Annotated in this window: 21 protein-coding genes, 1 tRNA gene and 2 pseudogenes; 5 read left to right on the top strand and 19 right to left on the bottom strand. The window is 67.4% G+C overall.

The window, feature by feature from the left end; all coding sequences use genetic code 11:
• Positions 1-13 precede the first annotated feature (13 nt).
• Entirely contained in the window at positions 14-1,024 is a 1,011-nt protein-coding gene (locus tag ACFJIX_RS15710; RefSeq protein WP_377152531.1) for a Bug family tripartite tricarboxylate transporter substrate binding protein, read from the bottom strand.
• Positions 1,025-1,262: 238 nt separating this feature from the next.
• Between ACFJIX_RS15710 and ACFJIX_RS15705 the strand changes: the two genes are divergently transcribed.
• The 3 genes from ACFJIX_RS15705 to ACFJIX_RS15695 all read left to right on the top strand — a co-directional run bounded on the left by ACFJIX_RS15705 (position 1,263) and on the right by ACFJIX_RS15695 (position 6,062).
• The gene (locus tag ACFJIX_RS15705) at positions 1,263-2,480 is read left to right on the top strand and encodes a citrate/2-methylcitrate synthase (protein ID WP_377152529.1); all 1,218 of its coding nucleotides are present in this window, start codon (positions 1,263-1,265) and stop codon (positions 2,478-2,480) included.
• A 379-nt stretch (positions 2,481-2,859) separates the two neighbouring features.
• Complete coding sequence (locus ACFJIX_RS15700; RefSeq protein WP_377152527.1) at positions 2,860-5,055, top strand: sodium-translocating pyrophosphatase; 2,196 nt, start codon at positions 2,860-2,862, stop codon at positions 5,053-5,055.
• Positions 5,056-5,204: 149 nt separating this feature from the next.
• On the top strand, positions 5,205-6,062 hold the full coding sequence (locus ACFJIX_RS15695) for a J domain-containing protein (protein WP_377152525.1): 858 nt from the start codon (positions 5,205-5,207) through the stop codon (positions 6,060-6,062).
• Positions 6,063-6,231: 169 nt separating this feature from the next.
• Here ACFJIX_RS15695 and ACFJIX_RS15690 read toward each other — a convergent pair whose 3' ends face one another.
• The 6 genes from ACFJIX_RS15690 to ACFJIX_RS15665 form a co-directional block, all read right to left on the bottom strand.
• On the bottom strand, positions 6,232-6,861 hold the full coding sequence (locus tag ACFJIX_RS15690; protein WP_377152522.1) for an ABC-type transport auxiliary lipoprotein family protein: 630 nt from the start codon (positions 6,859-6,861) through the stop codon (positions 6,232-6,234).
• Positions 6,858-7,820, bottom strand: coding sequence for an MlaD family protein (locus ACFJIX_RS15685; RefSeq protein ID WP_377152520.1), 963 nt, complete (start codon positions 7,818-7,820; stop codon positions 6,858-6,860). The genes ACFJIX_RS15690 and ACFJIX_RS15685 overlap by 4 nt, the downstream gene beginning before the upstream one ends.
• Before the next feature lie 72 nt (positions 7,821-7,892).
• Positions 7,893-8,759 (bottom strand): ABC transporter ATP-binding protein, encoded by an 867-nt coding sequence (locus ACFJIX_RS15680; protein WP_377152517.1) that lies wholly within the window; start codon positions 8,757-8,759, stop codon positions 7,893-7,895.
• On the bottom strand, positions 8,756-9,913 hold the full coding sequence (locus ACFJIX_RS15675) for an ABC transporter permease (RefSeq protein ID WP_377152515.1): 1,158 nt from the start codon (positions 9,911-9,913) through the stop codon (positions 8,756-8,758). Before ACFJIX_RS15675 ends, ACFJIX_RS15680 begins: the two co-directional genes overlap by 4 nt.
• Positions 9,914-9,976: 63 nt before the next feature.
• Complete coding sequence (locus ACFJIX_RS15670) at positions 9,977-10,129, bottom strand: LytTR family DNA-binding domain-containing protein (RefSeq protein ID WP_377152513.1); 153 nt, start codon at positions 10,127-10,129, stop codon at positions 9,977-9,979.
• Positions 10,096-10,929 carry a LytTR family transcriptional regulator gene (locus ACFJIX_RS15665; protein ID WP_377152510.1) on the bottom strand — a complete coding sequence of 278 codons (834 nt, stop codon included), beginning with the start codon at positions 10,927-10,929 and terminating at the stop codon, positions 10,096-10,098. Before ACFJIX_RS15665 ends, ACFJIX_RS15670 begins: the two co-directional genes overlap by 34 nt.
• A 135-nt stretch (positions 10,930-11,064) precedes the next feature.
• Between ACFJIX_RS15665 and ACFJIX_RS15660 the strand changes: the two genes are divergently transcribed.
• Positions 11,065-12,300 carry an acyltransferase family protein gene (locus ACFJIX_RS15660; RefSeq protein WP_377152508.1) on the top strand — a complete coding sequence of 412 codons (1,236 nt, stop codon included), beginning with the start codon at positions 11,065-11,067 and terminating at the stop codon, positions 12,298-12,300.
• A gap of 13 nt (positions 12,301-12,313) precedes the next feature.
• Here the strand turns inward: ACFJIX_RS15660 and ACFJIX_RS15655 are convergent.
• From ACFJIX_RS15655 to ACFJIX_RS15610, 10 genes and pseudogenes are all read right to left on the bottom strand, one after another.
• Positions 12,314-12,390, bottom strand: a tRNA-Pro gene (locus tag ACFJIX_RS15655).
• Between the two features lie 34 nt (positions 12,391-12,424).
• Positions 12,425-12,886 (bottom strand): MerR family transcriptional regulator, encoded by a 462-nt coding sequence (locus ACFJIX_RS15650; protein ID WP_377152506.1) that lies wholly within the window; start codon positions 12,884-12,886, stop codon positions 12,425-12,427.
• Between the two features lie 40 nt (positions 12,887-12,926).
• Positions 12,927-13,292 (bottom strand): integration host factor subunit alpha, encoded by a 366-nt coding sequence (locus ACFJIX_RS15645; protein ID WP_279759860.1) that lies wholly within the window; start codon positions 13,290-13,292, stop codon positions 12,927-12,929.
• Between the two features lie 17 nt (positions 13,293-13,309).
• Positions 13,310-15,725, bottom strand: a pseudogene (pheT, locus tag ACFJIX_RS15640) (phenylalanine--tRNA ligase subunit beta).
• Between the two features lie 39 nt (positions 15,726-15,764).
• Complete coding sequence (gene pheS / locus ACFJIX_RS15635; RefSeq protein WP_297530917.1) at positions 15,765-16,802, bottom strand: phenylalanine--tRNA ligase subunit alpha; 1,038 nt, start codon at positions 16,800-16,802, stop codon at positions 15,765-15,767.
• 205 nt (positions 16,803-17,007) lie between these two features.
• Positions 17,008-17,364, bottom strand: coding sequence for a 50S ribosomal protein L20 (gene rplT, locus ACFJIX_RS15630; RefSeq protein WP_067275752.1), 357 nt, complete (start codon positions 17,362-17,364; stop codon positions 17,008-17,010).
• 26 nt (positions 17,365-17,390) lie between these two features.
• Positions 17,391-17,594 carry a 50S ribosomal protein L35 gene (gene rpmI / locus ACFJIX_RS15625; protein WP_067275755.1) on the bottom strand — a complete coding sequence of 68 codons (204 nt, stop codon included), beginning with the start codon at positions 17,592-17,594 and terminating at the stop codon, positions 17,391-17,393.
• 153 nt (positions 17,595-17,747) lie between these two features.
• Complete coding sequence (infC, locus tag ACFJIX_RS15620; RefSeq protein WP_082938615.1) at positions 17,748-18,293, bottom strand: translation initiation factor IF-3; 546 nt, start codon at positions 18,291-18,293, stop codon at positions 17,748-17,750.
• Between the two features lie 68 nt (positions 18,294-18,361).
• Entirely contained in the window at positions 18,362-20,287 is a 1,926-nt protein-coding gene (thrS, locus tag ACFJIX_RS15615; protein WP_377152501.1) for a threonine--tRNA ligase, read from the bottom strand.
• Positions 20,288-20,490: 203 nt separating this feature from the next.
• Positions 20,491-21,458 (bottom strand): annotated as a pseudogene (locus ACFJIX_RS15610) (patatin-like phospholipase family protein).
• Here ACFJIX_RS15610 and ACFJIX_RS15605 point away from each other — a divergent pair.
• Complete coding sequence (locus ACFJIX_RS15605; protein WP_377162085.1) at positions 21,393-21,623, top strand: hypothetical protein; 231 nt, start codon at positions 21,393-21,395, stop codon at positions 21,621-21,623. The pseudogene ACFJIX_RS15610 and the gene ACFJIX_RS15605 overlap by 66 nt on opposite strands.
• Positions 21,624-21,644: 21 nt before the next feature.
• Here ACFJIX_RS15605 and ACFJIX_RS15600 read toward each other — a convergent pair whose 3' ends face one another.
• Both ACFJIX_RS15600 and ACFJIX_RS15595 read right to left on the bottom strand, forming a co-directional pair.
• Positions 21,645-23,849 carry a TonB-dependent receptor plug domain-containing protein gene (locus ACFJIX_RS15600; RefSeq protein ID WP_377152499.1) on the bottom strand — a complete coding sequence of 735 codons (2,205 nt, stop codon included), beginning with the start codon at positions 23,847-23,849 and terminating at the stop codon, positions 21,645-21,647.
• 345 nt (positions 23,850-24,194) lie between these two features.
• Positions 24,195-26,534, bottom strand: coding sequence for a Tex family protein (locus ACFJIX_RS15595; protein ID WP_377152497.1), 2,340 nt, complete (start codon positions 26,532-26,534; stop codon positions 24,195-24,197).
• Positions 26,535-26,603 lie beyond the last annotated feature (69 nt).

Raw genomic sequence — 26,603 nt, 5'->3', positions numbered from 1 at the left:
CCGGCGTCCCGGCTCACTCAGGCTGGATGCCGGCGGTCCTGATGACAGCGCCCCAACGCTTGTATTCAGCGGCCTGGAAGCTGGCGAGTTCCGCCGGCGTCGACGTGAACGGCTCCATGCCGTTCTGCTCGACGAAGCGCTTCACCGGCTCCGCGGTCATGGCCTTCTGCATCAGCGCGTTGATGCGCTCGACGACGGGCGTCGGTGTTCCCGCGGGCGCGTAGACGGCGTTCCAGTAGCTGATCTCGTAGCCGGGCAGGCCGGCCTCGGCGATGGTCGGCAGGTCCGGCACCAGCGGTGAGCGCTTTGGGCTGCTCACGCCCAGCGCCTTGAGCTTGCCGGCCTTCACCTGAGGAAGGCTCGTGGTCAGGTCGACGATCATCAGATCGACCTGACCACCGACCAGATCGACCATCGCCTGCGGATTGGCCTTGTACGGCACATAGGTCAGCTGCGTCTGCGTCATCTGCTGGAACAGCTCCGCCGCGACGCGCGCCGACGAGCTGCCGGCGCCGAAGGTGAGCGGCTGCTGCTTCGCGATCGCGCTGAGCTCGGTGACGTTGCGTGCGGGGATGCGCGGATTCGTCACCAGCAGCAGGTAGCCCTTGACCAGCGCACCGACCGGCGCGAAGTCCTTCACCGGGTCGTAGGCGAGCTTGCGGAACAGATGCGGGTTGGCGGCCTGCGTGGTGTTGGTGGTGATGAACAGCGTGTAGCCGTCGGCCGCGGAGCGGGCCACCGCCTGCGCGGCGATGCCGCCGCTGGCACCGGCCTTGTTCTCGACGATCACCGGCACCCTCGTCGCGGCGGTGATCTCGGCGCCGATGGCTCGGGCCAGTCCATCCGTGGTGCTGCCGGGGCTGGAGCCGACCACGATCGTGATCGCCCGGGATGGATAGGCGGCACCGGCGGCGGCGGACGCTCCGGCCTGCGCGAAGGCGTCGACGGACGCGAGGCAGGCGGCACCGAAGAATGCGAGGGCGGCACGGCGTCGGGTGCTGGGGAGGCGATGGATGCGGTTCATGCGGTTGTCTCCAATGATGGGCATGAGGGCCGGCGTCGCGGGGCTTCTGTGCGGTCCCGTCGACGTCGCGTGGACTCATGCTGGCAGTGGCGACGCGCACGGTCAATATTGATGATCAATATCAATCTGCTCTGAAGCACGCGATGCCATCGATATCAAATCAATGAGCGACAAGGCATGGACGAGCTTCATGTTGACGCATACATTGATGCCTTCGATCACCCGACATGAACGCCCGATGGCCGCCTGGATGACCCTGGACGAAGCCCGCAGCACGCTCGGCGTCCGCGCGCAGACGATCTATGCCTATGTGAGCCGCGGACGCATCGGTGTCGAGCCCGACCCGCAGGACTCGCGGCGCAGCCTGTACCGCGCGGAAGACGTGAAGGCGCTGGTGCGTCGCAAGGAAACGGGCCGCACGCGCGAGACCCTCGCGGCGACGACGCTGTTCGGCGCCGAACCCAGCATCCCGACCGCCGTCTCGACGTTCTCGGGCGGACGCCCCTACTACCGCGGTGTCGACGTCGTGGCGCTGGCCTCGACCGCAACGCTGGAGGACGCGGCGCGTCTGCTGTGGAACCTCGAGACGCCGCCGCAGTTCCCTCGCCCCGCGGTGGCGCCGGGCGCGCCGTCGCGCACGACGCTGGATGTTGTCGCCGCCCTGCCGACCGGCCGCGCCCGCGCGTTCGCTGAACTGGCCGCGCTCACCGCCACGGGGCATTCGACACGTGGACGCGTGCCCCGCGTGCTGATCGAGGAAGCGTCCGCGCTGGTCGGCCGGCTGGCCGTCGCCTTCGGCGCGTCGGAAGACGAGTCGCTGCCGCTGCATGAGCGCCTCGCGCGCGGCTGGGGCCAGCCGCGCGCCGTGGCGGCGCTGCTGCGCAAGACGCTGGTGCTGGCCGCCGATCACGAGATCACCAGTTCCGCGTTCTCCGCGCGCATCACCGCGTCCACCGGCGCGTCGCTGCCGGCCTGTCTGCTCGCGGGGCTGACCACCTTCTCCGGCCCGCTGCATGGCGACGCCTCGGGGCGTGTCCGCACGCTGTTCGACGAGGTCGAGCGCGACGGCGCCGATGCCGTCGTCGACCGCTACCTGGCGTCCGCGATGCCGCTGCCCGGCTTCGGCCATCACATCTATCCGGACGGCGATCCGCGCGCCGCATCACTGATGGCGGACTTCAAGCCGCCCGCGGCGATCGCGCGCCTGATCGAACGCGTCGTGGCGCTGACCGGTCTGCCGCCGTCGATGGACGTGGCGCTCGCCGCGCTCGTCGCGCGTTACAAGCTGCCGCCGGACGCCGGGTTCGCGATCTTCGCGATCGCGCGCAGCGTCGGTCTCCTTGCGCACAGCATGGAGCAGCTCGCCATCGATTCGGTGATCCGTCCGCGCGGCCGCTACATCGGCCCCAGCGCTGCGGGTCCGGTCGATCCCCGCAAGGAACGTCGCAAGCGTTGACGGGGCGGTCCTCGGTCCGGAGAAGCCGGCGGAGCCGGTGCCCCTCGGAGCGAATTCCGAGCGGCGAGGAGGAGATTGAGCGGAGAGGGGCACCGGCTCCGCCGGCTTCGGCGCAGCGCACCGGCTGCGTGTAAAGGTGACGTGACGAGGCACATGACATGCCCGGGGCCAGTTGTTGCCCCTGTCTTGTCGCGCGCCCCTGCAAAGCCTGACACCCGTCTTGCAAAGCCCGTGAATCCGCTGGTAAACGCTCATGCCATGCACTATTCACGGCCTTAGCATCGATCGACGGACTGTTGCTGTTGCGTGCGCGCAGGCCCGGCGCCCGCTGGATGGAACCGTCTCACGGATCAAAGAATCAGCGAGAGGAGACAACCCTATGTCGACGAGTTTGGCGCTGTACTTCGCGCTGGCCTGCGGGCTGGCGGCGGTGCTTTACGGCTTTATCCAACGCAGCTGGATCCTGAGCCAGGATCCCGGCAATCCCCGCATGCAGGAGATCGCCGGCGCGATCCAGCAAGGTGCCGCGGCCTACCTGGCGCGGCAGTACCGCACCATCGCGATCGTCGGCGTCGTGCTCGGCATCCTGATCGGCGTCGCGCTCGACTGGAAGACGGCCATCGGCTTCTTCATCGGCGCGCTGCTGTCCGGCGCCTGCGGCTTCATCGGCATGAACGTCTCGGTGCGCGCCAACGTGCGCACCGCGCAGGCGGCGACCAAGGGCATGGCGCCGGCGCTCAACGTCGCGTTCAAGGGCGGCGCCATCACCGGCATGCTGGTCGTCGGCCTGGGCCTGCTCGGCGTGGGCCTGTTCTTCATGTGGGTCAGCGACAGCGGCACCCGCGCGGACAGCCAGACGCTGAAGCCGCTGCTGGGCCTGGCCTTCGGCTCGTCGCTGATCTCGATCTTCGCGCGGCTGGGTGGTGGCATCTTCACCAAGGGGGCCGACGTCGGCGCCGACCTCGTCGGCAAGGTCGAGGCCGGCATCCCCGAGGACGATCCGCGCAATCCGGCGGTGATCGCGGACAACGTCGGCGACAACGTCGGCGACTGCGCCGGCATGGCGGCCGACCTCTTCGAAACCTACGCGGTCACGTTGATCGCGACGATGGCGCTGGCCGCGCTGACCTTCGGCGGCATGTCCATCGCGGCGATCGTGTATCCGCTGGTGCTGGGCGGGGCGTCGATCATCGCGTCCATCATCGGCTGCAGCTTCGTCAAGGCCAGCCCCGGCATGAAGAACGTGATGCCGGCGCTCTACAAGGGCCTGATCGTCGCGGGCGTGCTGTCGGCGATCGCGTTCTGGTTCATCACCCGCGCGCTGTTCCCGCAAGACCTGACGCTGCCCGGCGGACAGACCATCGGCGCGAACGCCCTCTTCCTCTCTTGCCTGGTCGGCCTGCTGCTGACCGCGGCGATGGTGTGGATCACCGAGTACTACACCGGCACCAACTACAAGCCGGTGCAGCACGTCGCGCAGGCGTCGACCACCGGTCACGGCACCAACATCATCGCGGGGCTGGGCGTGTCGATGCGCTCGACGGCCTGGCCGGTGCTGTTCGTCTGCATCGCGATCCTGGTGGCATTCAAGCTGGCCGGGCTCTACGGCATCGCGATCGCGGCGACGGCGATGCTCAGCATGGCGGGCATCGTCGTGGCGCTCGACGCCTATGGCCCGATCACCGACAACGCCGGCGGCATCGCCGAAATGGCCGACCTGCCCGCGAGCGTGCGCGACATCACCGATCCGCTGGACGCCGTGGGCAACACGACCAAGGCCGTGACCAAGGGCTATGCGATCGGCTCCGCGGGCCTGGCGGCGCTGGTGCTCTTCGCGGACTACACGCATGCGCTCGAGCAGCGCGGACTCTCGGTCAGCTTCGACCTGAGCAACCACATGGTCATCGTCGGCCTGTTCATCGGCGGGCTGATCCCCTACCTCTTCGGCGCGATGGCCATGGAGGCGGTGGGTCGCGCGGCGGGCTCGGTCGTCGAGGAGGTGCGCCGCCAGTTCCGCGAGATCAAGGGGATCATGGAAGGCACCGGCAAGCCCGAATATGGACGCGCCGTCGACATGCTCACCGCCGCGGCGATCAAGGAGATGATCGTGCCGTCGCTGCTGCCGGTGGTCGTGCCGGTCGTGGTCGGACTGGTGCTCGGACCGGCCGCGCTGGGCGGGCTGCTGATGGGCACCATCGTCACCGGGTTGTTCGTCGCCATCTCGATGTGCACGGGCGGCGGCGCCTGGGACAACGCCAAGAAGTACATCGAGGACGGCCACCACGGCGGCAAGGGCTCCGAGGCCCACAAGGCCGCCGTCACCGGCGACACCGTCGGCGATCCCTACAAGGACACGGCGGGGCCCGCGGTCAACCCGCTGATCAAGATCATCAACATCGTCGCGCTGCTGATCGTGCCGCTGCTGCCCACGGCCGGGATCAGCGGCCCCGCGGCGGGGGCGCACACGCCGCCGGCCTTGACCGCGCCGGCCCCCGATGCCTCAGCGCCTGCGGGCGTGCCGGACGCGGTGGCCAGCGGGCCGACGGAAGCCGCCAGCGCGGCCTCCGCGCCCTGACGGTCGGACCGACTGGGCGAGGCTCGCCCGAGCCTCGGTGAAAACGCTGAGAAAAACAGCCCCGCGAGGGGCTGTTTGCGCTTTGAAGGGTCATGCGCTCACGGCAGAATCGGCTGTCGATACCAGAACGTCCAGGGACTCCGCTCAACATGCTCAGCCAGGCCATCACGCCGCGCGAATTCGAACGCCGCCGCGAGCAGTTGGCCGAGCTTCAGCGCTACCTGGCCTCGCAGGAATCCGAGTACGCGGAATGCCGCCAGCGCATGCAGCGCTTCGTCGACCGTTACGTCGCCGCGCTGGGTCCGTTGTACATGGAGCTGGACGCGCTCGAATCGCAGCTCTACTGCGCGATGCGCTACCTGCACGACGCGTTGGCCCGCAACGGACTGGATGTCCGCGCCCTTGATTCGCCCCGCGCCACGGCCATGCCACAACTGCCGGTGCTCCCGGCCGGCGCCCCGCTGCCCGCCGAGCCGGAAGGCGGCCTGGTGCAGGTCGGCCCGCCGCCGCTGAAGACCCTCTACCGCCGCGCCGCGAAGCGGCTGCATCCGGACCTCGCGCCGGACGACGCCGAGCGCGTGCATCGCGAACGCAAGATGGCCGAGGTCAACGAGGCCTATGAGGCCTGCGATCGGGATCGTCTCGAAGCGCTGCTGCTGGCTGCCGGAGAGAGCCTGGTGAAGGTTCGCGGCGGCGATGCGGACGCGGTCATGGAATGGCTGCGCAGCGCGGAGCGCTCGGTGCAAGGGCGGCTGCGCGTCGTCCAGGCCCACCTGGCGCTGCTGAAGAGCCACACGATGCATGAACTTGGCGAGTCGATCGAGCGCGCCGAGAAGCGCGGCCTGGATCCGCTCGGCATCATGGCCAATCGCCTGCGCGCCCAGATCACCGAACGGCGGCAGGAGCTCTACATCGGCCAGCGCCTGCAGCCTGCCTCGAGCATGGCCGAGGCCTTCCTGCGCCAGCGCCAGCAGCGCATGGGTGGCGGGATCGCCGCCTCTCACTGAAGACTCAGCCCCGCCTCTCCGCTTGTCGCTCCCCAAAGTCCTCGGTAGCAAAACCGAGGAAGTACGGCAGTGGTTGGGGACGGCTGTGCTTGGGGTTTCGGAGCTCGCCTCCGGGGCCCCAAGCACAGGCGGCCAACGCACCGCCGGGTGAAGGTGGGCAGCCTGCCGATCAGCGCCGCCCCCGCGCCTGAGGCACGCGGGGAGACAAGGTCGCCGCCCAGGCCGCGATCTCCGGTCCGAGCGCATCGACCGCCGCCGCGGTCGCCTTGACGGCGCCTTCGGCGCTCGCGCCAGCGGGTTCCGACCGATCGAACGCGCGCTGCGTGCCGTCCTCGGCGGTGGCTATCACCCGCACCTGCACGTCGCTGCGCGAGGCGCTGGAAAAGTTCTGGAGGCTCTCTTCAAGCTCCAAGGTCACGCTGATGGCCACTTGCGGATCGGCGCCTGCGGCGACGGGCGCACGTGCGATCTGCTGGCGCAGCCGCGAGCCCACGAGTACCGGGAGCGGCGCCGCCCAGCGCGAGTCGCGGTAAACGCGCCGCGCATACGGATCGGAGTCGACGAGCCGGTAGGCGATGCCGGTGCCTTGCAGCGTCTCTGGCGCGGTGACCGCCTGGAGTTCAACCCGCTTGGCCAGCGTGGTCTGCTGCGGCCACGCGGGCGCGGGACCGAGGTCCATCTGCGTCGGCGCCGGCGGCCGGCTGCCGCAGGCGCTCAGCGTCGCGGCGAGCGCCAGGCCGCCGAGCAGCAGCGCGCGGCGCAGGCTACCGGTCCGCGGAAGTTCGATGTGGTCGTTCATTTCTTCGCTCCCGCCTCGAATCCCGTCTCACCGGGTCCGGGCGCACCGGGCGTCGGCCCGAGGATCAGGCTCTGCGGCTGATCGCCGATGTTCTGCGCCGCGCGCTCCAGGGCGCGCGCCGCCGCCGACAGATCGTCCAGCACCGCGCGTTGACGCGGCTTGTCCGCCGAGCCCACCAATGACAGCTCCACGCGGCGCAGCGTGCGCTGCAACTGCACCGCCGCGTCGCCCAGTTGATCGATCGCGGCTGCCTTGCCCTTGTATTCGTCGACGAGTTCGCCGCCCTGCTTCGCCAGCGCGTCGACGTTGCCCAGCGTGTTCCGACCCGCGACCATGAGTCCGTCGGTGTTCTTCACCAGCCCCGGCAACGCCTGCGCCGTTGGCCGCAGTTCCTTGACCAGCTCATTGAGCCCCGCGGAGGCCTCGTTCAGCTGCGCCAGGGTCTGGCTCAGCTGCTGCTGGTTGCTGTCGCTGAGCACCTTCTGAATGCGGTCCATCGTGGCGAGCGCACCGGCCGCGAGCTTCGGTCCCGCGTCCTGCAACTGGTCGAGGAAACCGGGGGCGAGCGCGATGCGTCGCGTCTGCAGCACGCTCTGCTTCGGATCCGTCGGATCCGGCCCGTCGTACAGGTCGATGAACGACAGCCCGGTGATGCCCTGGTAGCCCAGCTTGGCCTGCGTCCCCGGCGCGATCGGCGCGTCCGAGTCGACCTCGATGTCGACGAGGATCTGCCGCGGCTGCGCCGGATCGAAACGGATGGTGTCGACCTTGCCGACCTGCACGCCGCGCAGCTTCACCGGCGCCTTCACATTGAGCCCCGGTACACCCGAAGCGGTCACCACGGTGAAAGTCTGCGTGTCCCCGCGATCGTCGCGGAACCACAGGATGACCGCCACCAGCGCCGCCCCGAGCAGCAGCACGAAGAGGCCTGTGGCCAGTGCATGTGCCTTGTTTTCCATGTGCTCGTCCGGGTCCTTGTGATGGGTCGTTGTTCGTTGTGGTGGGAGAAGTCCGCCGGCCGTTCGCCGCGTTCAGGCGGGCATCTCGTCGCGGTGCTGCAGCGCGTCGCGGTAGCTGCGCAGGTTGTCTGCGGCGCAGCGGTCCGCATGGCCGAGGAAGAAGTTGCGGATGAACGGATGCTTCTGCTTCACCACCAGCTCGAGCGGCCCGTGTGCGATCAGGTGCTGGTCCGCGAGCACCGCCACCCGATCGGCGATCGCGAACAGCGTGTCGACGTCATGCGTGACCATCACGACCGTCAGCGCCATTTCGCGCCGGAGACTCTCGATCAGTTGCACGAAGTTCTTCGAGCTTGCCGGGTCCAGCCCAGCCGTCGGCTCATCGAGGAACAGCAGCTGCGGATCCATGATCAGCGAGCGCGCCAGCGACACCCGCTTGATCATGCCGCCCGAGAGTTCCGCCGGCATCTTGATGCCGTCCTCGGGCTTGAGCCCGACCTGTTGGAGCTTGGTCATGACCAGCTCGGCGATGAGGTCCTTGGGCAGGCTCTTGAGCTCGCGCAGCGGCAGTGCGACGTTGTCGAACACGGACAGCGCCGAGAACAGCGCGCCCTGCTGAAACAGCACGCCCCAGCGGTGCCGTACCTGCGCGAGGTCGGTCGCCTCGCACTTGCCGAGCTTGTGGCCGAAGACCAGCACATCGCCCTCGCTGGGCCGCTCCAGGCCCAGCATGAGCCGCAGCAAGGTCGTCTTGCCGCTGCCCGAGCCGCCGATGATGGCCAGCACCTCGCCGGCGGTGACCTCCAGGCTCAGGTCCTTGTGGATGCGCACCCCGCCGAGCACCGTGCCGACGTGACGCACCTCGATCACCGGATCGCCCGGCTGGACGTTCAGTTCCTCGACGGCTTCGGCCGAGGTCGGTTCGATACATCCGCTCATGCTTTCAACCCCACGTCGGAGAACATCACCGCGAAGATCGCGTCCACGATGATGACCACGGTGATCGCGCTCACCACCGAATCGGTGGTGCCGGTCCCGAGGCTTTCGCTGTTCGGCTTGATCCGCAGCCCGAAATGGCAGGCCACGAAAGCGATCATGACGCCGAACACCGCTGATTTGGCCAGTCCCAGCCACAGGTTGGCCACCGGCACCGCGGCCGGCAGGCCTTGCAGGAACTGGATGTAGTCCAGGCCCAGCGTGGCGCGCGCGGCCAGCATGCCACCCAGGAGCACCATGCTGCTGGTCCAGGTCATGACCAAGGGCAACGAGAGTGCCAGGGCCACCATCTTGGGCACCACCAGCCGGATCGTGTGCGAGATGCCCATCACCGACAGCGCATCCAGCTCTTGCGTCACCCGCATCACGCCGAGCTGCGCCGTCATCGCCGAGCCGCTGCGTCCCGCCACCAGGATTGCCGCGAGCAGCGGCCCCAGCTCGCGCCAGACGCTGATCCCGAGGATGTTGATGACGTAGATGTCGGCGCCGTAGCTCTGCAGCTGCTTGGCGGTGAGGTAGGACAGCGTGATGCCGACCAGCACCCCCACCAGCGCCGTGATGCCCAGCGCCTGAGCGCCGCTGCGGTAGATGTGGGCGGAGATGTCCTTCCACGCGATCAGGTTGGGGTGGCGGGCCAGCGTGCCGAGGTCACGCGTGACCTGGCCGAGCAACGCGGTCGCATCGAGCAGATGGCTCGCGAGGTTGAGCAGGCCCTGCCCGAACTGGCGCACGTTCTGCGCGCGCGGCGGCTTCGCCGGCTTGCCCTGCTTGCTGCCCAGTCGTGCGAACAGCGCCTGGAACATGTCCGCCATCGGGGCGGGCGGCCAGCGCAGATCCTCCGGCTGGCGGCGACCCCAGGCCTGCCACAGCAGCAGCGCGCCGGTCGGATCGAGCCGGCGCACCGCGCTCAGGTCCCAGGACACATTGGCGGTCGGCACCTCGCCGAGTTCGCCGCGCAGCGCCTCGACGCGCTCGCGCAGCGCCAGCAGCGTCCAGTCGCCCTCCAGCCGCGCCTGGATGCGTCCGCCCTCGCCGGACTCGCGCAGCAGGCGCGGGGACGGGTCGGCGACGTCGTGGGGTTCCAGAGGGGCGTCCATTGGGGTCAGAGCATAGCTGCGCGCGAGCCCTCCGGTGAACCCGGCGGGCAGGAGTTCGCCCCGTCAGACAAGACGCTGCCGCAAGCGCTCCAGATAGGTGCGGCTGCAGGGCACGCGGCTGCCGTCACGCAGGCGCAGGTGGGCATCGCCGGCCTCGGTCGGCTCGATGGCCTCGATCAGGCTCAGTCGCACCAGGTAGCCGCGGTGCACGCGCACGAATGCCGCCGGGTCCAGGCGTTGCTCGAAGGCGCCAGGCTGCTGCGCAGCGGGTAGTCGTGCTGCTGCCGACGCAGGTTCACATAGTTGCCACAGGCCTGCACCCATTCGATCTCGTCCATCGGCAGCAGGAACTCCTTGCCGAGCTTCTTCACCAGCAGGCGCTCGGGGAGCGCGGGCCGCTCCACCGGGGTCGCCGCGACGATTCCAGGAGTGGATCCAGGCACGGGCGTGGCCGACGCCGCCGACGGCAAAGGTGTCGATGGCGGCGTCGACGCGGTGGGCTGTTCCGGCGTGTCCGCCAGCAGACTCGCCTCGCCCTGCCAGCGCCACACGAACAGCCGGTACGCCCCGACGATCACCAGGACGAAGGCGTAACTGCGGACGTCCTTCAATGCTTCGTAGAACAGTTCGAGCGGCCAGTTGCCGAAGTCGTAGACCGCGCCCTGCGTCGCGTACGCCAGCTTGCGCAGGGCCACCATGCCCAGGACATGCGCGAGGCTGGTCCCCAGCGCGAAGAGGACGTGCCATGGCAGATGCCTGCGCAGCAGCCCCCAGCGCAAGGGTCTGGTGTCAGCCGCGCGGACGATCCACGGGATCAGCGCCATCCAGACGATGGCGCTGGAGAACTCCCAGACCGCCGGTTCCCAGGACTCGAAGGGCACGCCGGCACGGCGGATGTCCAGATTCGTGGTGATCGTGTTCGCGATGGCCGAGCCAAGCAGCAAGGCGCTCCAGATCCCGCGCTCGACCCAGCGCCGTCGCTTCAGATAGATCGCCAGCCACTTGTCCTCGGTCATGGCGGCGCAGTGTAGGGGCGCCGCGCGCCGATGAGCCCGTCGAGCGGCCCCTGGGACGGGGCGGGTCGTCACCCGGCGGGGGCGGCTCGTCACATTCCCTCCGTGAAAGCGCCCTGCGCGACGAAGCTCCGACTCATGAACACCTCCATTCCCGCCGCGCGCAGCGTGGCAGCGTCGTCCCGGCTGACGGAGCTCGACTGGCTCCGCGTCATCGCCTTCGGCCTGCTGATCCTCTACCACTCGGGCATGTTCTACGTGAGCTGGGACTGGCACGTGAAGTCGCCGCGACTCGTCCCCGCGCTCGAGTCCTGGATGCTGTGGCTGAACCCGTGGCGGATGTCGCTGCTGTTCCTGATCTCCGGCGCGGCGACCGCGCTGATGACGGGACGCGCCGACGGCGACTCCGGCCTGATCGCGACGCGCAGCAAGCGGTTGCTGCTGCCGCTGCTGTTCGGGATGACGGTGATCGTGCCGCCGCAGGCCTACCTGGAGGTCGTCGAGAAGCTGCACTACGCCGGCAACTATGGCGACTTCCTGACGCTCTACTTCCAGGCCTATCACGGCTTCTGCCGCGGCGACGACTGCCTGAAGCTGCCGACCTGGAATCACCTCTGGTTCCTGCCCTACCTGTGGGCCTACACCGTGCTCGTGCTGCTGGCGTTGCGGCTTCGGGCCGTGCGCGCCCTCGTCGCGCATCCGGGCTGGCGACACGTCGTCGCCGGAGGCCGCTTGCTGTGGGTGCCCTGGCTGGTGTTCGCGCTGCTGCGCCAGCATCTGCTGGAACGCTTTCCCAGCACGCACGACCTCGTCCATGACTGGTACCAGCATGGGGTGTACCTGACGGTGTTCGTGCTGGGCTTCGCGCTCTACGGCAGCCGAGACGATCGCCATGGCGCCTGGGAAGGAGCCCGCCGACTTCGCTGGGTCGCGCTGATCGCTTACATCGTGGTGCAGTGGATGTCGCAGATGCTCACCGACGAGTGGCGCCTCGCGCACGGCGATGACTTCCCGCAGTGGCTGCTGATGGCGCTGCGCGCGCTGAACGCCGGCAAGCAATGGCTGCCGATCGTGGCGGTGCTGGGCTTCGGGAGGCAGTGGCTGGCCGATCGCGATTCGCCGTTGCTGCGTTGGCTGACGCTCGCCGTCTTCCCCTTCTATCTGGTCCACCAGACAGTCACCGTGGTCGCGGGGCATCTGCTCGCGCCGCTGCAGTGGCCGCTCGCGATGGAGGCCATCGCACTCGTCGCGATCACCGCGCTGGGATGCCTGCTGGCCGCGCTGCTGGCGATGCGCGTGAACGCGCTGCGCCCGTGGATGGGGCTGAGCCCGGAAAGCAAAAAGCCCGGCATCTTGCGATACCGGGCTTCCTGATTCTTCTTATAAATGGTCGGGGCGGCGGGATTCGAACTCGCGACCCCTTGCACCCCATGCAAGTGCGCTACCAGGCTGCGCTACGCCCCGACTAAGCCTTAGATTCTATACGTATTCGAGAGGCTCATGCAAGCAAACTCTCTCGAATCGCCAACAACTCATCCCTGACCTGCTCCAGCGTGAGCTTCTCGAGCGACACGGTCGTGTGTGCCGCGCTGTGTGCAACGTCCGCCGCCAACGCGCGCGACGCTTCGCGATGATCGCGGTAGGCGTCGAGCTGCGCAGCCGCCAACGCCTCGGCGCGAAACTCCTGGGCGCTGACCCCGGTGTGGCTGACGTCGATCAACTGATTGCGTGCGCCGCTGATCGTGAAGCCCTGGTCGTAGAGCAGATCGCGGATCCGGCGGATCAGCAGCACTTCGTGATGCTGGTAATAGCGCCGGTTGCCCCGCCGCTTCATCGGCTTGAGCTGCGTGAACTCCTGTTCCCAATAGCGGAGCACGTAAGGCTTCACGCCGCACAGTTCGCTCACCTCACCGATGGTGAAGTAGCGTTTGGCAGGAATGGCGGGAAGCTGGACGTCCATGGGGATCAACGGCTCCGGCAGCGGCGGGAAGGGTCAGACTCTACTCGAAGTCACCACCCGAAGGCGTGTTGCCTTGGACGGCTTCTTTCAATTTGTGACTCGCATGAAACGTCACGACGTTGCGGGCCTTGATCGGGATCGCCTCGCCGGTGCGCGGATTGCGGCCCGGTCTCGGCGCCTTGCGCCGGATGTTGAAGTTGCCGAAGCCCGAGAGCTTCACTTCGCGGCCGCTGGACAGGCTCTGATGAATGATGTCGAAGAAGGCCTCGACCATGTCCTTGGACTCGCGCTTGTTCAGGCCGAGCTTGTCGAACAGCAGTTCCGCCAGCTCGGCCTTGGTCAGCGTGGGCGTCTCCAGGCTGCCGAGCAGCACACGCGCCTGCTCCTTCAGATCGTCATCACTCATGGTGTCCCTCCCCTCCCTCAGCCCCGCAGGCGCGCGCCGAGGCGTTCGCCCAGCTGCGCCACCACCTTCGCCACCGCCTGCTCGATGCGTTCGTCGGTCAGCGTGTTCTCGTCATCGAGCAGCTCCAGGCGCACGGCCAGGCTGCGCTCGTTCGCCTTCAGTTCCGCCGTCGGTTGGGCCGGCTTGAAGACGTCGAACAAACGCGCAGAGCGTACCAGGGCTTCGCCGCTGGCTTCGATCGCCCCGAGGAGGGAGGCATAGGTCACTTGCTCATTGACGATCAGCGCCAGATCGCGTTGCACCGCCTGCAGGCGGGGCACGCCCTGACCCTGCGGCAGCGTGCGGGCCAGCACCGCGTCCAGCGACAGCTCGAACAGGACCGGCGCGCTCGGCAGTTCGTAGCCTTGGCGCCACTTCGGATGCAGCTCGCCGACGACGCCGATCGCCTCGCCGTCCAGCAGCACGCGGGCGCTGCGGCCCGGATGCAGCGCGGGATGCGTGGCGGCTTCGAAGCTCAGCACACGCGGCGCGAACAGCGCCTCCAGGTCGCCCTTCACGTCGAAGAAGTCGACCGCGCGGTCCTTCTGCGCCCACTGCTGCTGGTCCGCCGGCCCCCAGGCCAGGCCGGACAGCCGCATCGGCTGCGCGATGCCGGCGATCGTCGTGTCGCTTTCCTGCACCGACGCGTCGCGCAGGAACACGCGGCCGATCTCGAACACGCGCACGCGCGGTGACTTGCGCGCCAGGTTGTTGCGCAGCGCCTGGACCAGCGAGCCCATCAGCGAGGTACGCATCACCGCCAGCGGCGCGGCGATCGGGTTCAGCAGCTGGATCGGGTTGGCGTTGCCGGCGAGCTCCTGCTCCCAGCGCGCCTCGACGAAGCTGAAGTTGATCGTCTCGAAGTAGCCGAGGCCGGCCATCGCGTGTCGCAGCGCGTGCGTCGCGCGGCGCGATTCCGAGCCCACCTTGCCGACCACCGGCGCCAGCGGCGGCGTCGACGGCAGCTTCGGATAACCCAGCACGCGGATGACTTCCTCGATCAGGTCTTCCTCGATCTGGATGTCGAAGCGGAAGGTCGGCGGCGTCACCGTGATCACGCCGGGTGCCGAGGTGAACTCGAGCCCCAGGCGCTTGAACACGCCTTCGCAGTCCGCCTGAGTCACCGGCATGCCGATGACCTTGGCGGCGCGTTCGACGCGCAGCGCCACCGGCTTGCGCTCGGGCAGTTGCGTGGTCTGGTCGTCCATCGGGCCCGCCTCGCCGCCGCAGATCGACTGGATCAGTTGCGTGATGCGCTCGATGTGGTCGACGGTGCCCGCCGGATCGACGCCGCGCGTCGAAGCGGTGGCCGGCGTCGGTCGAGAAGTTGAATCGGCGCGAGCGCCCCATCACCGCCTTCGGCCACCAGAACGCGGCTTCGACGTAGATGTTCTTCGTGTCGTCGGAGACGGCCGTGGCGTCGCCGCCCATGATGCCGGCCAGCGACTCGATCTGCTCACGATCGGCGATCACGCCGACGGTCGCATCGACCTCGATCGTGGTGCCGTTCAACAGCTTGAGCTGCTCACCCGGCTTGCCCAGCGGACGATCAGCTCGCCGTGGATCTTGTCGAGGTCGAAGATGTGGGACGGGCGGCCCAGTTCGAACATCACGTAGTTCGAGATGTCCACCAGCGGCGACACCGAACGCTGGCCGCAGCGGGCCAGGCGGTCGACCATCCACTGCGGCGTCTTCGCGGTCGTGTCGACGTTGCGGATCACACGGCCGGAGAATCGGCCGCACAGGTCCGCAGCCTCGACGCGCACCGGCAGCTTCGCATCGGTCGCGACGGCGGCCGGCTTGATCTCGGGTGCGAGCAGCGGCGCGCCAGTCAGCGCGGCCACTTCACGCGCGACGCCGTACACGCTCAGCGCGTGCGCCAGGTTCGGCGTCAGCTTCAGCGTGAACAGCGTGTCGTCCAGGTTCAGGTGCTTGCGGATGTCCTCGCCAATCGGCGCGTCCGCGGCCAGTTCCAGCAGACCGCCATGGTCCTCCGCCAGCTTCAGCTCGCGGGCCGAGGCACAGCATGCCGAAGCTCTCGACACCGCGCAGCTTGCCCTTGCCGATCTTGAAGGGCTTGCCGTCCTCGCCCGGCGGCAGTTCGGCGCCGATCGTGGCCAGCGGCGCGCGGATGCCGACGCGCGCGTTCGGCGCGCCGCAGACGATCTGCAGCAGCTCGGGGCCGCCGGCGTTGACCTTGCAGACGCGCAGGCGGTCGGCGTCCGGATGCTGGACGGCCTCGACGATCTCGGCCACGACGATGCCGTGGAACGGCGGCGCCACCGGGCGCAGCTCTTCCACCTCGAGGCCGGACATCGTCAGCAGCTCGGCCAGTTCTTGCGTGTTCAGCGCGGGGTTGCAGAAGGCCCGCAGCCAGGACTCAGGGAATTGCATGGGGTTCTCTCTTGCTCTCTAGGCGACCGGGGGCTCGAATTACTTGAACTGCGACAGGAAGCGCAGGTCGCCGTCGAAGAACAGGCGCAAGTCGCTGACGCCGTAGCGCAGCATGGCCAGGCGGTCGATGCCCGAGCCGAAGGCGAAACCGATGTAGCGCTCGGGATCGAGCCCCATGTTGCGGATCACCTGCGGGTGCACCTGGCCGGAGCCGGAGACTTCCAGCCAACGCCCCTTGAGCGGGCCGGAGCCGAACATCATGTCGATCTCGGCGCTGGGCTCGGTGAACGGGAAATAGCTCGGACGGAAACGGATCTCCATGTCCGTCGTCTCGAAGAACTGCTGCATGAAGTTCACGTAGACGGACTTCAGGTCCTTGAAGCTGATGTTCTCGCCGACCCACAGGCCTTCGACCTGATGGAACATCGGCGAATGCGTGGCGTCGCTGTCGACGCGGTAGGTGCGGCCCGGCGCGATCACCCGGATCTCGGGCATCGGCTGGCCGGCGTCGATCAGCGCACGGTGCTTCTTGACATGCTGCACCGCATAGCGGATCTGCATCGGGCTGGTGTGGGTGCGCAAGACATGACCCCCTTCGATGTAGAAGGTGTCGTGCATCGAGCGCGCCGGATGGTCCTCCGGCGTGTTCAGCGCGGTGAAGTTGAACCAGTCGTTCTCAATCTCCGGGCCGTCGGCGACATCGAAGCCCATCGAGCCGAAGATCGCCTCGATGCGCTCCATCGCCCGCGTGATCGGGTGCAGGCCGCCGGTGCCGCGCTGGCGGCCGGGCAGCGTCACATCCAGCGCCTCGGCCTTGAGCTGCTTCTCGAGCTCCGCGTCCGCCAGCGCCTGGCGGCGCGCGGTCAGCGCCGCCTCGATGCCCTGCTTCAGCTGGTTGATCTGCGCGCCGCGGGTCTTCTTCTCCTCGACCGGCAGGCTGGCCATGCCCTTCATCAGCTCGGTGACCTGACCGGTCTTGCCCAGGAAGCGCGCCTTGGCGTTCTCCAGGTCGGCGGGAGTCGTGGCGGCGGCGAATTCGCCGGTCGCCTGGTGCAGCAATTGATCGAGGTCGTTCATCGCGGGGCGGCGACTGGGCGTCGGCGTCGTTGGCGGAAATCGAATGGCACAGTGGTGGAATGGCGAACATCGCACCATCGCGCACCATTGCGCCGGAATGAAAAAAGGCCGAACACCGGGGTGTCGGCCTTTGAAGAGGCAACCCCGGCAAGGCCGGAGCGGCCAGTCCGCTCGCCGGAGAGCACCGGCGGGCGGACCATGGCTATCAAGCCAGAGCGGCCTTCACCTTGGCGAAGATGCTGGCGAAACCAGCAGGGTCGTTGACGGCGAGGTCGGCCAGGACCTTGCGGTCGATGTCGATCTCGGCCTTCTTCAGACCGGCCACGAACTTGCTGTAGCTCAGACCCAGGCCACGGCTTGCCGCGTTGATACGGGCAATCCACAGCTGGCGGAACACGCGCTTCTTGGCACGGCGGTCACGGTAGGCGTACTGGCCCGCCTTCATCACCGCCTGCTTGGCGATGCGGAAGACGTTCTTGCGACGACCACGGAAGCCCTTGGCCAGAGCCAGGACCTTCTTGTGACGAGCACGTGCGGTTACACCACGTTTGACGCGAGGCATGTTGTATCTCCTTGTCTACTGCTGGATTACAGACCAGCGAAGGGCAGCATCGAAGCGATGTGGCCCATGTTGGTCTCATGCACGGTCGTGGCACCACGGAGGTGGCGCTTGTTCTTCGTGGTCTTCTTGGTCAGGATGTGGCGCTTGAACGCTTGACCGCGCTTGACGGTGCCACCCGGACGAACGCGAAAACGCTTTTTCGCGCTGCTCTTGGTCTTCATCTTGGGCATGACTGCTCCTTCTATGTGCGTCCCTCCAGGCGACCGCGGATTCCGCGGTACTTGACCGGCCTGCAGGAGACTAATAAGCCCGCCGACGACCAGATCGGCGGGCTGAAACTGTGGCGGGGCCTGCCGGCCCCGCCGAGTCGATTCTTCAGAAGCTCAACGCTTCTTCGGTGCGAGCACCATGATCATCTGGCGCCCTTCGAGCTTGGGCATGTGCTCGACCACCGCCACGTCCGACAGCTCATCGCGGATGCGTTCCAGCATGCGCATGCCGATGTCCTGGTGGGTGATCTCGCGGCCCCGGTAGCGCAGCGTGACCTTGCCCTTGTCACCGTCCTCCGCGATGAAGCGGCGCAGGTTGCGCATCTTGATCTGGTAGTCGCCTTCGTCCGTGCCCGGACGGAACTTGACTTCCTTGACCTCGATGACCTTCTGCTTGGACTTGGCTTCCGCGGCGCGCTTCTGCTCCTGGTATTTGAACTTGCCGTAGTCCATCAACCGGCAGACCGGCGGGACTGCAGTGGCGGCAATTTCGACCAGATCGACGTCCAGGTCACCGGCCATCCGGAGCGCTTCCTGGATCGAGACGATGCCGATCGGCTCGTTCTCGGGGCCATTGAGACGGACTTCAGAAGCGATGATTTCGCGATTCAGGCGGTGCTTGCGCTCCGGAATCGCACGACGGTCAGCAAAAGTAGCGATGGTGGTTACCTTTAGGCGGGCCTTGGCAAGGGTCCGTAATGATCAGTACAACGCAAAAAGCGCCCGACTCAGGTCTTGTCCGCGATGGCGGTCGAGAGCTTCGAAACGAAGTCCTCCAGCGACATCACGCCCAGATCCTGGTTGCCTCGGGCGCGCACTGCGACTGCGCCGTTCGCCTTTTCCTTGTCGCCGACGACCAGGATGAACGGCACCTTTTGCAGTGAATGCTCGCGGATTTTATACGTGATTTTCTCGTTCCGCAAATCTGCCTGGACCCTAACCCCTTGTTTTTGCAGCGATTTCACAATGCTGGAAACGTAGTCCGATTGGGCGTCGGTGATATTGGCGACAACGACCTGCGTCGGAGCGAGCCAAACCGGCAGCGCGCCGGCGTGCTGCTCGATCAGGATCCCGATGAAACGCTCCAGGCTGCCGACGATCGCGCGGTGCAGCATCACGGGGGTGTGACGCTCGCCGTCCTCGGCCACGTACTCGGCGCCCAGGCGCGCGGGCATGGAGAAGTCGACCTGCATCGTGCCGCACTGCCACTGGCGGCCGATCGCATCCTTGAGCGTGTATTCGATCTTCGGACCGTAGAAGGCGCCATCGCCCGGGGCGATGATGAACTCCACGCCCGACGCGCGCAGCGACTCCATCAGCGCGAACTCGGCCTTGTCCCAGACCTCGTCCGAACCGATCCGGGCTTCGGGGCGCGTCGCGACCTTGTAGATGATGTTGTCGAAGCCGAAGTCCTTGTAGACCTTTTGCAACAGTGCCGTGTACGCCACGCACTCGGCCAGGATCTGGTCTTCCGTGCAGAAGATGTGGCCATCGTCCTGCGTGAAGCCGCGCACGCGCATGATCCCGTGCAGGCCGCCCGTGGGTTCGTTGCGGTGGCACTGGCCGAACTCGCCGAAGCGCAGCGGCAGGTCGCGGTAGCTCTTGATGCCGTGCTTGAAGATCAGGATGTGGCCGGGACAGTTCATCGGCTTGAGCGCGTAGTCGCGCTTCTCCGATTCCGTCGTGAACATGTTGTCGCGGTACTTGTCCCAGTGGCCCGTGGCCTCCCACAGCGTCTTGTCCAGCAGTTGCGGGCCCTTCACTTCCTGGTAGCCGTTGTCGCGGTACACGCGGCGCATGTACTGCTCGACCTCCTGCCAGATCGTCCAGCCCTTGGGATGCCAGAAGACGACGCCCGGCGCATGCTCGTCGATGTGGAACAGCTCCAGGTCCTTGCCGAGCTTGCGGTGGTCGCGCTTCTCCGCCTCCTCCAGCATGCGCAGGTAGTTCGCGAGGTCGTCCTTCGTCGCCCAGGCCGTGCCGTAGATGCGCTGCAGCTGCTCGTTGCGGTGGTCGCCACGCCAGTAGGCGCCGGCCACCTTCATCAGCTTGAAGAACTTCAGCTTGCCCGTCGACGGCACGTGCGGGCCGCGGCACAGGTCGGTGAAGCCGCCTTCGGCGTACAGCGAGACGTCCTGGTCCGCCGGGATGCTGGCGATGATCTCGGCCTTGTAGGCCTCGCCGATGCCCTTGAAGTACTCGACGGCTTCATCGCGCGGAAGCACCGAGCGCGTGACCTTCTCGTCCTTCTTCGCGAGCTCGCCCATCTTGGCCTCGATCGCCGCCAGATCGTCGGGCGTGAACGGGCGCTTGTAGGAGAAGTCGTAGTAGAAGCCGTTCTCGATGACCGGGCCGATGGTGACCTGCGCGTCGGGGAACAGTTCCTTGACCGCATAGGCCAGCAGGTGGGCCGTCGAATGGCGGATGACCTCCAGCCCGTCCGGATCCTTGTCCGTGACGATGGCCAGCTGCGTGTCCTTGTCGATGAGGAAGCTCGTGTCGACGACCTTGGCGTCGTCGCCCGAGCCGACGCGGCCGGCCAGCGCCGCCTTCGCCAGGCCCGTGCCGATCGAGGCCGCGACTTCGGCGACGGTCACCGGTTGCGGGAACTCGCGCTTGGAGCCGTCGGGCAGTTGGATGGAGATGTGGGACATGTGAGGGAACTCCAGAAAACAAAAAAGCGCGACCACGTGCCGCGCTTTTTCTGGGGTGCTGACTTTTTCCGGACAGCTGATGAAAGACGTGACGAGCCGCGGTCGCTCAAACCTTCGCAGTGGAGGTGGTAGTCCGCGGTGTCATAACCATGTCGCCTTTCCCGGTCCTTGTTGGAAAAGAAAAAAGAGGCGGCCAGTGTAGCTCAGAGCGCCTGGATGTCGAGGGTCGGCCGGGCGCAGGCTTCGCGGAACTCGTCCCTCAAGCGCTCGCCCTCGCGGACAGCCTTCAGCCAGTCGCGGGCGCGGCCGGGGACGTCGTTCAGGTAGCGCTGGAAGTCGTTGCGATCAGGCAGCTTGCCGTTGGGCAGCGTCTTCACCCATTCGGGGTGGGGCGTCAGCAGCACGACGTTGTCCAGGAACGCGCTGGTCCGATGCCGATGCTTGAACGCCTTGTCGAGCCAACCCGGCACGACGCTGGCCTGGAAATGCGGATACAGCGCGATGCCGTCGCCGACCATCGCGGCATAGTTCAGATGCAGGTGGTAGTCGGTGATGCCGCCGTCCCAGTAGGCGCCGGCCGGGGCGCCTTCGATGTCGTGCACGGCCTGCAGCCAGAAGGGGATCGAGCAGCTCGCCAGGATGCTTCGCTTCAGGTTGCCTGCGTCGAGCGCCACCTGCCGGCTGCGGTAGTCGGCCAGCGGCATCGGCAGCGGCGAGCGCTTGTCGGAGAACACCACCCCGCTCCAGCCAGGCACCCATCGCGCGCCGCGACATCGCGTTGGCCGCGAACGCGCCCAGGTAGCCGAGCGGCGTGCGCAGCCGCCCTTCCCGCCCGAGCACGTGCTTGCCGCGCGAGGTGAACACATGCAGCCGGAACTGCGGATGCGACAGCACCCTCGGCCTCGCGGCCGCCGAAAATCTCTCCGAGCTTCTCGGAGAACGCGCGCGAGACCGTCGCGGCGGTCGGCCGCCTGCCGGGCGCCGACTCGTAGTCCTGATGGGCGTAATCGTGGGCGAGGCGCTCGAACTCCGCATTCGCCTGCGCGGCGTCGCGGGTCAGACAGGCCGTGGCCATGCGCCAGGCGCCGATGGAGGCGCCGAGCAGATGGACCTCCTGACCGCCCGACGGCAGGAATTCGCCGAAGAGATGCGCGTCGAGCGCGCTGAGCACCAGCCCCTTCGGGCCGCCGGCGGCGCCGGGCACGACGCGCACGTCGGCGGCCCGAAGGCCATGGTCGCGCAGCCGTTGGCGCGCACGGGGTCCGGCGAGGATCTGCAAGGCCTGCATCGGGCGGGTCGTCCTTTCAAGAAACGGAAACGCCCGACGCGGACCTGAAGCCCTCGCTCCGGAGAAGGCTCAGAGCTTCATCTCCAGGTTGAGCTGGAACCACGGCTTCAGACCGCGACCGGTGGCGTAAAACTGATCACCGGGGAGCTGGGTCTCGGCCCGGGCGTCGAGCGGGAACAGATTATTGGCCGAGAAGCGCACCGAGGTCTTCGGGCTGACGATCCACTGGGCGAAAACGTCCAGGCCGCGGTTGCGCGAGTACTCGACGCTCTGACGATCGGTCTGACGCACCGTGTAGACCGGCGTGTAGTTCAGGTTGGCGCCGGTGGTGACCGGCACGCTGCTGAAGCGGTAGTCGAAGCCGAGGTTGGCGGTCCAGGGCTGCTGCTGGTCGAGCCGGTTGTCCGGGCCGTCCACGGCCTTGACCCGCGAACGGTAGACGCTCACGGAGCTGCGCAGGTTCAACGGCAGCTTCGGATCGAACAGCGACGGGAACAGCTCGCCCGCACGGCCCTTGAGCTCCATCTCGATGCCGCTGGTGGTGGCGCTGGAGAAGTTCATCGGCCGGATCACGTAACGCGGCACCGTGGACAGCGGCGGATTGGCCGGATCCAGGGTCACGACGTTGCGGATCAACTGGCTGATGTTGCGGTGGAAGAGGCCCACGCTGAAGAGGCTGCCGCCGGTGAGGTACTTCTCGTACGCGACATCGAAGCCGGTCGCGAGCTCCGGCTTCAGGCCCGGATTGCCGATGCGGTCGGGATTGAACTCGTCGTTCTGCTCGCCCGTGGCGGGGCTCGGGAACTTGCTGTTGGGCGTGTAGCGGCCCAGCATCTGCGTCAGCTCCGGCGCCTTGTAGCTGCGGGTGATGCTGGCGCGGATCATGTCGCGACCCTTCGGGTCCAGCTTGTAGGTCAGGTGCCACAGCGGCGACAGCACGCTGGAGCTGTTGCGCGCATCGGTGGCGACGCCGCGGCTGGTGGTCACGATCTGCTCATGCCGCAGGCCGAAGTAGGTGGACCACTGCGGATTGATCTCCCACTCGTCCTGGATGAAGAAGGCCTGGCGGCGGATGCGGGCGCCGAAGTTCTCGCCGTTGAGTCCAGGGCTCTGCTCGTCGCCGGCGACGAGGGTGTTGCGGATCTCGTCGCGCTTGCGGAACTCGAAGTCCCAGCCGACGGTCAGCGTGTGCTCCTCGCCGAGGATCTGGCTGTACTTGCCGGCCTGCGTCAGGCTGCGGTCGCGGCTGTCGAGCAGCGCATCGACCGGCCTGCCGGTGAGCGTGTGGTTCTCGATGTGGTTCTTGGCGTCCTGCACGCCGGCCTTCAGTTCCCACTTCTGGGTCTCGCTGAAGCGGTTGTTCCATTGCGCGTTGGCGCGCAGCATCTGCCATGTGCCCTGGTTGTCGGCGTTGTCGTCCAGTCGCGTGCCGGGGCTGTAGACGGCGTCGGGCGTGAGCCGCACCGAGTTGTTCCAGAAGCCCTTCTGCGCGAAGCCGATCAGCGACACGGTCTCGTCGTCGCTGATCTTCCAGGTCGCGCGCGGCGCGGAATTGAAGCCGTGGCCCCAGTTGCGCATCTTCCCGTGCTGGGAAGCGATGACCGGCTGACCGTCCAGGTCGGTGCCGTTGCGCTCGGTCGTGGACTTCATCTCCTGCAGCCACTGGAACGCCGACAGCGGCACCGATACCGACACCGGCCCGAAGCGCTCGCCGTAGGTGAAGGTGGCGGACGGCACCGGGTGGTTGATGTTGTAGCCTGCCCCGACGCGCAGGTCGCGCTGCGACATCTTCGGCGCTTCCTTCAGGATGATGTTGATCGCGCCGGCGACGGCCTGCGCGCTCTGGTCGGCGCTCGGGCCCTTGGTCACTTCGATGCGCTCGACCTGGGCGGGATCCAGCTGGTCCAGCTTGAAGCCCGGAGGCGCGGGGTCGCCGTTGATCAGGATCAGCGTGTAGCCCGAACCCAACCCCCGCATGCGCGGCGCGCCGTCGGACACGTTCACACCCGGCAGGCGCTTGAGCACGTCGGCGACGCTCGTGTCGCCGTACTTGTCGAGCTCGTCGCGACCGTAGATCTGCTTGGCCACCGGCGCGCGGCGGCGCAACTCGGAATCAGTGTTCCGGCCAGTGATCTCCACGCGGTCCAGGCGCTTGCCCGAGGTCGGCTCGTTGCCCAGTCCGGGAGGAGCATCCTGCGCAAGAACGGCAGTCGCAGGCGCAAGCGCGGACAGACAGACAAGGGCGCAGGCCCTGGCGATGGCGTGGGTCTTCAAGGGAACTCCCGGGGATTTGGTGTCGACACCGTGTAGGTCTGTCGACTTTTGTCTTTGACGGTAAACGGCGCGCAGCGTAGCCGTACACCGCCAGTCCTGGCACCTCAGGTGCGACCAGCCGCGAAAAATGTGGGATCAAACGCGATCAGGAGCCGTGGACGGCGTTCACTTCTTCGAACGAGCGCATCGGGACAACCGGGGCCCCTTTTCTCCGTGTCCCTCCTTTGGCTGCCTCCCGGCAGCCAAATTCCCTCCTTGACCTCCGAAAGGGGCCCCGGTCGTCCCGATCCGAGGCACCGAGCTCGTCAGCGTCTCAGCGTCTCACCGTCTCACCGTCTCACCGTCTCAGCGCTTGAGTTTGGCGAAGGCCGCGGCCATCGCGTTGCCGCCGACAGGCTGGGCGTCACGCGCGCCGGATGGGCGAGCACCGCCCTGCCGTTCGTTGCGGCCAGCAGGGCGGAAGCTGTTGTCCGGCTTCGAGCCGCCGCGAGGCGCCTGCGCGTCCAGCTTCATCGTCAGCGAGATGCGCTTGCGGGCCAGGTCGACCTCCAGCACCTTCACCTTGACGATGTCGCCGGTCTTGACGACCTCGCGCGCATCGTTGACGAACTTGTTGGCCAGCTGGCTGACGTGGATCAGGCCGTCCTGGTGCACGCCCAGGTCGACGAAGGCGCCGAACTGCGCGACGTTGGACACCGTGCCTTCCAGCACCATGCCCTCCTTCAGGTCCTTGAGGTCCTCGACGCCGTCGTTGAAGCGCGCGACCTTGAAGTCCGGTCGCGGATCGCGGCCCGGCTTTTCCAGCTCGCCGAAGATGTCCTTGACGGTGATCGCGCCGAAACGCTCGTCGGCGAAGGCCTCGGGCTTCAGCGCGCGGATGACGTCGGACTTGCCCATCACGTCGGCGATCGGACGCTGGACCTGCGCCAGGATGCGCTCGATGACGGGATAGGTCTCCGGATGCACGCCGCTGACGTCGAGCGGGTTGTCGCCGTCACGGATGCGCAGGAAACCGGCTGCCTGCTCGAAGGTCTTCGGACCGAGGCCGGTGACGTCCAGCAGCTGCTGGCGATTGCGGAACGCGCCGTTGGCGTCGCGCCAGCGCACGATCGAATTCGCGACGCTGGCCGACAGCCCCGATACGCGCGACAGCAGCGGCGCGGACGCGGTGTTCAGGTCGACACCGACCGAGTTCACGCAGTCCTCGACGACGGCGTCCAGCGTGCGCGCGAGCTCGCTCTGGTTGACGTCGTGCTGGTACTGTCCGACACCGATCGACTTCGGATCGATCTTCACCAGCTCCGCCAGCGGGTCCTGCAGGCGGCGGGCGATCGACACGGCGCCGCGCAGCGACACGTCCAGGTCGGGCAGTTCCTTCGATGCGAATTCGGACGCGGAATACACCGACGCGCCGGCTTCGCTGACGACGACCTTCTCGATGACCGTCTCGGGCGCCATCGATTGGATGCGCTTGATCAGGTCGGCGGCGAGCTTGTCGGTCTCGCGCGAGGCGGTGCCGTTGCCGATCGCGATCAGGTTGACGCCGTGCGTGGCGCACAGGCGGCCCAGCGTGTGGATCGACCCTTCCCAATCGCGCTTGGGCTCATGCGGATAGACGGTCGAGGTGTCCAGCACGCGGCCGGTATCGCTGACGATGGCGACCTTCACGCCGGTGCGGATGCCCGGGTCCAGGCCCATGACGACGCGCTTGCCGGCCGGCGCGGCCAGCAGCAGGTCGCGCAGGTTCTCGGCGAAGACCTTGGTGGCGACCTTCTCGGCCTCCTCGCGCAGCCGCGCGAAGAGATCGCGCTCCAGGCTCAGCGAAAGCTTCACCTTCCAGGTCCACGCCACGGTCTTGCGGATCAGTTCATCGCCGGCGCGCTTCGCATGGCTCCAGCCGAGGTGGCGCGCGATGCGGCCTTCGGCGAGCGAGGGCTGGCCGAGGACGACTTCCTCGTCCAGCGCCAGCTTGGCGTCGAGGAACTCCTGCGTGCGTCCGCGAAAGACGGCCAGCGCCCGGTGCGAGGGCACGGTGCGGATCGGCTCGGCGTAATCGAAGTAGTCGCGGAACTTCGAGATGTCGGGATGGTTCTCGTCCTTGCCGTCCATCAGCTTGGACTTGAAGAGGCCCTCCTCCCACAGCCACTCGCGCAGCTTGCCGATCAGCAGGGCGTCCTCGGCCCAGCGCTCGGAGAGCAGGTCGCGCACGCCGTCCAGCACCGCGAAGGCATCGGTGAAGCCGGCATCGGGGTTGAGGAAGGCGGCGGCTTCCGTCATCGGATCGAGCGACGGATCGGCGAACAGCTTGTCGGCGAGCGGCTCCAGGCCGGCCTCGCGGGCGATCAGGCCCTTGGTGCGGCGCTTCTGCTTGTACGGGAGGTAGAGGTCTTCCAGCTCCTGCTTGGTCGGCGCGGCGGCGATGGCGGCGGCGAGTTCGGGCGTGAGCTTGCCCTGTTCCTCGATGCTCTTGAGCACCGCCTCGCGACGGTCCTCGAGCTCGCGCAGATAGCTCAGGCGGGCCTCGAGTTCGCGCAGCTGGATGTCATCGAGGCCGTCGGTGGCCTCCTTGCGGTAGCGGGCGATGAACGGGACGGTGGCCCCGCCATCGAGCAGTTCCACGGCCGCGTTGACCTGAGCCGGACGGACTTTCAGTTCGGCGGCAATCTGAAGCAGGATCTTGTCCAAAACAGCGACGGGCCAACGGCCCCGAGAGCAACGAAAGCGGACGAGTTTAGGGCACTGGAACAGCGGCGC

Origin of the sequence: Roseateles sp. UC29_93 (assembly GCF_042695725.1) — a bacterium.
Taxonomy (GTDB): domain Bacteria; phylum Pseudomonadota; class Gammaproteobacteria; order Burkholderiales; family Burkholderiaceae_C; genus Roseateles; species Roseateles noduli_A.
This window is presented reverse-complemented; position numbering and strand designations above follow the sequence as displayed.